This window comes from Mesotoga sp. UBA5825 (genome assembly GCF_002432955.1).
Lineage (GTDB): Bacteria > Thermotogota > Thermotogae > Petrotogales > Kosmotogaceae > Mesotoga.
This window is the reverse complement of the sequence record NZ_DJHG01000094.1, coordinates 12,881-20,113: the sequence shown is the minus strand read 5'-3', so window position 1 is coordinate 20,113 and position 7,233 is coordinate 12,881. Positions and strand designations below refer to the sequence as shown.

Sequence of the window (7,233 nt, the reverse complement as noted above, 5' to 3'; positions counted from 1 at the left end):
CTTGGCGGTGGCCCGTTGACGGGCAACGTGGTTTTCATCAGCGACCAGCGGGTTTTTGCTCTTAAGCGTACAGCGGTTCTTTGACAACTTGCAACTGCTCTTTCGAAGGACGGGTCCATGATCTGGGACTAAGGACGACTCTTCACAGCGTTCAGCGGCTCTTTTTTTTTGCTTCCTGCGCAGCAGCATCACTTCCCGACGCAGTCGGCCTCGCCTCCTGCCGAAGGCAGTCTTGCGTCCACCGATATTCTTCGGCGCTTAGCGTTTCCAGACGTTTCTCTGGGCATTGCGTCCTGGCGCCGTTCCAGTCTCCGAAAAGCATTGGACAGAGGCTTGTAGATGCTAGTATTTGTAAGTGACGAAAAGGAAATGAGAGTATGGCAGGAGTCACGGTAAGCTAAGGTTCTACAACATCGTCATGGGTTTTCTGCATCTGGTTCAAGGAATCGTAATGCATTTTATCAGCAACGACTCAGCTCTAACAATAACCAGAAACTATCTGGTATTTGACAGGGAGATTATGCGCCTCGTGCTGGCCACGGAAAACTTCTTTGATTTGAGAATGGGGCCTTTCATTGCCAGTTTTCTGTTCATGTCTGCAATAGCCCACTTCACCGTCTCCGCTTTCGGGTTCAAATGGTATTAGAGGAATCTTGCAAAGGGCATCAACTATGCCGAGATGGTATGAGTATTCTTTTAGCTCCTCGGTAATGATCTTTGCAATAGCCATGTTCTCGGGAATGCTGGATATCGTGAGCCTTATGCTTCTCTTCACCGTGAACGCCCTTATGAACCTCTTCGAACTCATGATGGAACTTCACAATCAGACAACAGAGAAAACAAATTGGACGGCCTTCATATATGGTTGTATAGCCGGAGCGGTAACATGCTTGGCCGTATTCATATACTTGTTTACTTCGCTGGGAAAGGCGAATGTGGAATTCCCCTCTTTCGTGTACGCCGTTCTCATAACATTCCTTGTCTTCTTCAACAGCTTTGCGATAAATATGTTTCTGCAATACAAGAAGATCGGACCCTGGAAGAATTATCTCTTTGGCGAGACGGTATATGTTCTGCTAAGTCTAGTTGCGAAGAGCGTTTTGGCCTGGCAGCCTTTCCGCTGGGACTCTTCGGCCGGTTTGATTACCTTGAACAAAGAAAGGCACCACACGTTTAAACAAACCCTCTCTTTCAGTGAAAGAGGAGTTGGGACTCTGTTATTCGCTTAAGAGTCGGGATTGACGCTGTATTGTTTTCGCGACTATGAAAGTCTGCAAAGGAAACGGGAATCGTTGCAAAGACTCACTTACATCACAATCACCGCTCCTCATTTCAATGGAGAGCGGGGGTATCTTAGCTGCTGTTGCGGAGGACACTTAATAAATCTTGAATTCCATAGGTCATCTTCAAAATGGAGGATCGTTCTAACCCATGTAAGCTTCTTCTCAAACCTTCAAAATCACTTCGACAAATGAACTTATAATCATTCCAAATAGTCTTATATCCGATTTATATTGTCTAGAATAAAGTGGAGGTATGTATGAAGCAGTTCCTTTCAACTATAATGATATTCTCATTGTTAGGAGTGTTTGCTATGGCCAATAGTGAAAAACCTGCGATCGATATCGATGTTCCCTCAACCCTTGAGAAAGCAACATTTGGCCTTGGGTGTTTCTGGGGCTCCGAGGCTGCCTTTGGAGGAACAAGAGGAATCTACAAAACTAGCGTCGGATACGCCGGCGGTACAAAAGAGAACCCAAGCTATTTTTCGCTGTGCGATCATACGGAGGTTGTTCAGATCGAGTTTGACCCGTCAGAGATCACTTACGAGGCCTTGCTGGAGGTTTTCTGGAGCTCACATAACGCCTACATAGACTACAAGAGACAGTACATGTCAATTATTCTCTATCATAATGCCGATCAAAGGGACGTGGCCGAAGAGTTCATTGCTTTGAAGGAAAGCGAACGTGATATGAAGTCAGCTACAGAGATATCTCAAATCGTAGAGTTCTACCGGGCAGAAGACTACCATTTGAAGTTCTATCTTCAGCGAGACCGGGGACTGCTCAACGATCTACTTGGGTTCTACGGAGACATATTCGAGTTGGATAGTTCAACTGTGGCAGCGAGACTTAACTCTCTTCTAGCAGGCAAAGGCGATAGGGATCTTATGAGGGCCGAGTACATCAGCTATGGTCTGCAAGAAGGGAATCTGCAGAAGGTCTCGAGAATGCTAGAGTAGGGCTGCCATTCAGATCGCGAGCTTCGCAAAAGACAAAACAGAAATCGGAGGTGTGTATGTCTTCTAGAAGAAATCATAAAGTCATTACAGTTATAATGCTCGTTCTCGTGTTCTTACCTGCAAATGCTCTGCTAGGAGCGTCTGAAAAAGAGTTGGCGATTCCGGTCATTGTAAACAAGGTCAGTTACGAACAACGTCTCAAGATCGACCTGGATGAGAATACAAGCTCCGGGTACACCTGGCACTACTACCTATCAGATAATGAAGCTTTTTCACTTTATTCTAAGGAAGTCTCCGGAAGTCAACCCGAAGAAACATCACCCGGAGCCAGCTCAGCAATTACATGGTTCTTCACCCCTGAATCTATTGGAAGCTCTGCAATCATCTTCAAACTCTTCAGAGAATGGGAAGGGCAGGAAAGCGCCGTAGATATCCGCGTATATAACGTTGAAGTCGAGGATACAACTCTAAACGAGTGTGTTCCTCAGTACACAATGGTGTTGAGCAGTTCATCAGGATCGGTGGAGGTGGGTAGACTTACCAGAATCTCTCTCCAGGAAAACCCGTCGACCGGATTCTCGTGGACTCCGAAAACCGATGGATCCGCCTTGAGGTACATTGGGAAGACCGTTGCAAGTGACTCGAGCAGTTCAGGCTCTATTCAAGGCTTTCCGAACTCAGTACAGACTGTGGGTTCACCGACGACCGTATTCTTTGATTTTGAAGGAATACGCAAGGGAATATCTTTGATAGAGTTCACCTACTCCCGGCCGTGGGAAAGCAACGAAGATCCCATGGTCGCATTTGCAGGTGTATCTGTTGAGTAGTATATGGAAGTGACATAAAGAGCTAACCAAGAAGAGTCCCCTTGAAGATGATAAGATAGCTTCAAGAAGACATTGTTTCAGAACAGTACTCATCAGAGCGGCCAGAAAAACGGAGAACACTTTGGCCGCCCTTTACATTGAGAGTCATAGGTTTCAGTGAATTCATCATTTTGGAGGGGAACTGGCTTGCTTAGAAAACTCTTGAACGAAAAGCTCCTTACAGTCATTAGAGGGCTCACTCTTCAGCAATCGAAGACTCTGTGCGAAATGCTGCTGGAGAACGGTTTCACCATCGTAGAAGTGAGTTTCTCCGATGAGTCGTCGTCTGAATTACTCTTTGAACTGAAGAAGTCACTTGAAGGAGTATTGCACATAGGGGCCGGCACAGTCTACAACGAGTCATCGTATTCGAAAGCCCTACGATCGAACGCAGATTTCGTACTCAGTCCGGGATTCAGCGAAGAAATCGCCAGGCTCTCGAAAAGAGATGGGATGTTGTATATACCCGGCGTCTACACATCAAGCGATGTTCAGACCGCTCTAAATGAAGGTTTTGACTTTCTGAAGCTATTTCCAGGTGATCCGATAGGTCTACAGTTGCTCAAAGCATATAGGGGACCTTTCCCCTATGTCAAATTCATGCCCTTCGGGGGAGTGACCGCAGAAAATGCTGCTCAGTACATTGAGTCAGGGGCCTCTGCGCTCGGAGTTGGCTCCTTCATAGCAAGCAAGAAGCTGTTCGAAGAAGGAAAGGAATCGGAGGTTCTGAATAGGATCAGAAGAATTCGGAAGGCAATAGATGGAATCAATTGAACTGGCAATAGATATCGGCGGAACAAAGACTCTCGTTTCCGCTTTCATAGAGGGCTCTCAGGAACCTCTTGCGAGTAAGGAGTTTCCTACATTCCCGGAATGTGGAGCAGATGATTTCTTGGCCCGTCTCAGAAGCGTGTGTGAAGGACTTACGGGGAGCGGTCAGATCAGTAGATGGGGTTTGTGCACAGCCGGTGCAGTTGATCCCGATACAGGAACACTTGTCTGGTCTCCAAATCTGGGATGGAAGAATCTCAAACTTTTTGAGAGACTAATTCCCTTTCTCGGTACTGAAGGTGTAATCGAGAATGACTGCAACGCCGCGGCCTTTGGAGAGTGGGCTATCAGGAAAGACATTCATTCGCTTATTTATGTGACGGTCAGCACAGGGATCGGAATGGGAATAGTCTTCGGAGGCGATATCTTCCGCGGAGCAAATGGCGTAGCTGGCGAAATTGGCCACACTGTAGTTGACCCGAATGGTCCTCTCTGCACTTGCGGACGCCATGGTTGCTTACAAGCGCTTTCGGGAGGAAAAGGCCTTGAAAAGATCGTCAAAGATTCACTCAATAGAGAAATAAAGACGAAGGAGATTATCGATCGGGCAAAGATGAATGAGAGATTCTTCAGTGAATTGGTGACCAGAGCTTCAAGAACGTTAGGAAGATTTCTGTGTAACCTGATAGACTCTTTCGACCCCGAGCTGCTCGTTATAGGGGGAAACCTCGGCAAGAACCCCTTCTACTTCAGCTCCATAGAAAGAACAATAAGAGATAACCATTATCAAATCCACGGAAAGAATTTTGAAGTTGAGCTCTCCGTTGCAGAACCAAGCCCTACCATCTTAGGAACTCTTTTGCTGTCAAGAAAGCTGAAGACTCACTGACTTTTTCCTTCCAGGCTACCTTCATCTAGTTCATCTCTCTCTTCACCTCAAGCCGTTGATGCCATATAGTATAATGAAAAGGAACGCAAACGTTTGCGAAAGGTTGCGATTTTCATTGATTAAGAAGATAACGATAAAGGACATAGCAAATGAATTGAACATATCGCCGTCGTCTGTATCTAGAGCGCTTTCCGATGAACCGGGAGTGAGTCCTTCTCTAAGGAAGGAGATAGTTGACGCAGCCGAAAGATTGAACTACATTCCCAATTCCTCCGCAAAATCCCTGAAGACAAGAAAGACCCAAACGGTGGGCCTCATTGTGTCGGATATCAGGAATCCATTCTTTCTGGATTTCATGAGCGGAATCGAGACCGTTCTCTTTCCCAGAGGCTACAAATTCATAGTTTGCGATATCGGCGAGGATTTCGAGAAGGAGAGAGTTTACATAAAATGGCTTCTCGAACACGGTGTCGAGGGGATACTTTCCTCGCCCTGTCAAGGAGAAGACGGAAGGAACAACTCAAAACTCTACGGAGAGGCAGTCAGGAGAAACATTCCTGTCGTCTTCTACGATAGAATTCTTGAGGGAATGGAGAGGATAAGTTCGGTAACCCTCGATAACCGACAGGCGATACTTCAGGGAGTGTTGCATCTAAAGGAAAACGGTCACAGCAAGCTCGGAATAGTCCTTCACAAAAAGGGAATCTATACAATAGAAGAGAGACGCATGGGCTTTTTGGATGCTTGCAAGATGCTGGACATTGAGATAAACAAAGACTGGATTATCGAAAATGCAGTGGACGCGGAAAGGGCTTCGCTGTCACTGGAATCTGTTCTGAAATCGGACAAGAGACCGGATGCGATCATATCCACAAACCAGTTTCTCAATCAAGTGCTTGTCGATACAGTCAGGCAGCTACATCTCAGAATCCCCGGTGATCTGTCAATCGTTGGCTTCGATGACCATTCCATGAACGAACTAATCGATCCTCCCTTGACGACGATCAGACAGCCGGTTCTCGACATCGGAAGGATTGCCGCCACGATAATGCTGAGCGAAATAGACGGAACAAGAGGTGAGAAATCGAAAGTTGTGCTGAAGGCGGAACTGCTTCAAAGAAAATCTGTGTCAAAGCTCATATAGATAAGCTCGAAGAAAACATTGAAAAGAGGAGGAATGCTTAATGAAAAAGAGAAAGGTTGGAGTGATCACTTTTTCCGACGGGCGCGATTTTGTTCACAACGATCTGATCGAAATGAACAAGGGGTTTCAAGACAGGCTGGTTAAGGCCCTTGAAGCAACGGGTGAAGTGGAAGTTGTCACAGCCTCCGATATAGTCTGGAAGCCTTCGCTCGCGAAGAAGGCCGGCAAGGAACTGATGAAGGCCGAGGTTGAGGCCACGATATTCAACTACGCCATCTGGTGCTGGCCGCATCTTTCCGTGATGGCCTCGCTTTATGCACCAGGTCCTTTCCTCACCTATGGACAGATCAACCCGGCGTATCCGGGAATGGTCGGGCAGCTGGCGGCCGCCGGCGCACTGGAACAGGTTGGAATAATGCCGGAAAGGGTGTGGGGAAACCCCGAAGATTCAGATGTAATCGAGAGAGTCATGCACTTTTTGAGAGCTGCGTCGGCAGCGGCAAGACTTAAGGGCGAGAGGTATGGTATGTTCGGCGGCCGCCCTATGGGAATGTACACCGCCACCGCGAACGGTGATCAGTGGATGAAGGAGTTCGGCGTCGATGTCGAGCAGATTGACCAGTATGAGCTCGTAGTGAGAGCGGAGAAAGTGCCGAAAGACGTCACGAAAAAGGCAAGAGAATGGCTGGAAAGACTGGCGACAGTTAAGTATGACGGGAAACAGCTTACTCCCGAAAAACTCGAAAAACAGATTGCACTCTACGAAGCTGCTTTAAGCATTATCGAGGAGTACGAACTTGACTTTGTGGGCTTCAAAGGCCAGCCCGAGATGACAAACAACTATGCTACCATGGATATAGTAGAGGCCTTCCTCAACGATCCATACGACTGGCACGGTTCAAAGGAGACAATCGTTGCGGCCACCGAAACGGATATGGATGGAGCTCTGACAATGGAGATCTTCAAGCATATTGCTCAGACTCCTGTTCTATTTGCAGACGTGAGGCATTACTTCGAGGAAGAAAACCTGCTAGATCTATGTAACTCGGGCACTCACGCGACTTTTTTTGCCGGCAAATCGATGAATCCCGAAGTTAATCTCAAAAACGTAGAATTGTATCCAGAAGACTTCTACTTCCCTGCCGGAGGAGCAGCCGTAAAGCACTTCGCGGCACCTGGGCGAGTTACCCTTGCCAGGCTTGCAAGACAGAACGGCGAGTACATCATGACAATAGTACCGGGAGAGTTCGTTAAACTCTCTGAAGCCGAAGAAAAGAAGCTGTCGGAGAAGGTCCAGATCGAGTGGCCGCATGCCTATGTG

7 protein-coding genes and 1 pseudogene (1 of these 8 running past the window's edge) are annotated in these 7,233 nt (G+C 47.2%); all 8 read left to right on the top strand.

Annotated elements, in window-relative coordinates:
* The first annotated feature begins 451 nt into the window (after positions 1-451).
* Positions 452-646 (top strand): hypothetical protein, encoded by a 195-nt coding sequence (locus tag B3N33_RS09415; RefSeq protein WP_292593142.1) that lies wholly within the window; start codon positions 452-454, stop codon positions 644-646.
* Positions 647-671: 25 nt separating this feature from the next.
* A complete protein-coding gene (gene heR / locus B3N33_RS09410) occupies positions 672-1,229 on the top strand; it encodes a heliorhodopsin HeR (protein ID WP_292590242.1) in 558 nt (185 codons plus the stop codon).
* A gap of 311 nt (positions 1,230-1,540) precedes the next feature.
* Complete coding sequence (msrA, locus tag B3N33_RS09405) at positions 1,541-2,242, top strand: peptide-methionine (S)-S-oxide reductase MsrA (protein WP_292593140.1); 702 nt, start codon at positions 1,541-1,543, stop codon at positions 2,240-2,242.
* Between the two features lie 56 nt (positions 2,243-2,298).
* A complete protein-coding gene (locus tag B3N33_RS09400; protein WP_214061500.1) occupies positions 2,299-3,069 on the top strand; it encodes a protease inhibitor I42 family protein in 771 nt (256 codons plus the stop codon).
* A 186-nt stretch (positions 3,070-3,255) separates the two neighbouring features.
* On the top strand, positions 3,256-3,882 hold the full coding sequence (locus tag B3N33_RS09395; protein WP_214061499.1) for a bifunctional 4-hydroxy-2-oxoglutarate aldolase/2-dehydro-3-deoxy-phosphogluconate aldolase: 627 nt from the start codon (positions 3,256-3,258) through the stop codon (positions 3,880-3,882).
* Positions 3,869-4,768, top strand: a complete 900-nt coding sequence (locus B3N33_RS09390; protein WP_214061498.1) for an ROK family protein — start codon at positions 3,869-3,871, stop codon at positions 4,766-4,768. Before B3N33_RS09395 ends, B3N33_RS09390 begins: the two co-directional genes overlap by 14 nt.
* A gap of 115 nt (positions 4,769-4,883) precedes the next feature.
* The gene (locus tag B3N33_RS09385; protein WP_292590247.1) at positions 4,884-5,912 is read left to right on the top strand and encodes a LacI family DNA-binding transcriptional regulator; all 1,029 of its coding nucleotides are present in this window, start codon (positions 4,884-4,886) and stop codon (positions 5,910-5,912) included.
* Positions 5,913-5,952: 40 nt separating this feature from the next.
* Positions 5,953-7,233: pseudogene (locus tag B3N33_RS09380) on the top strand (L-fucose/L-arabinose isomerase family protein) (it continues 142 nt past the right edge of the window).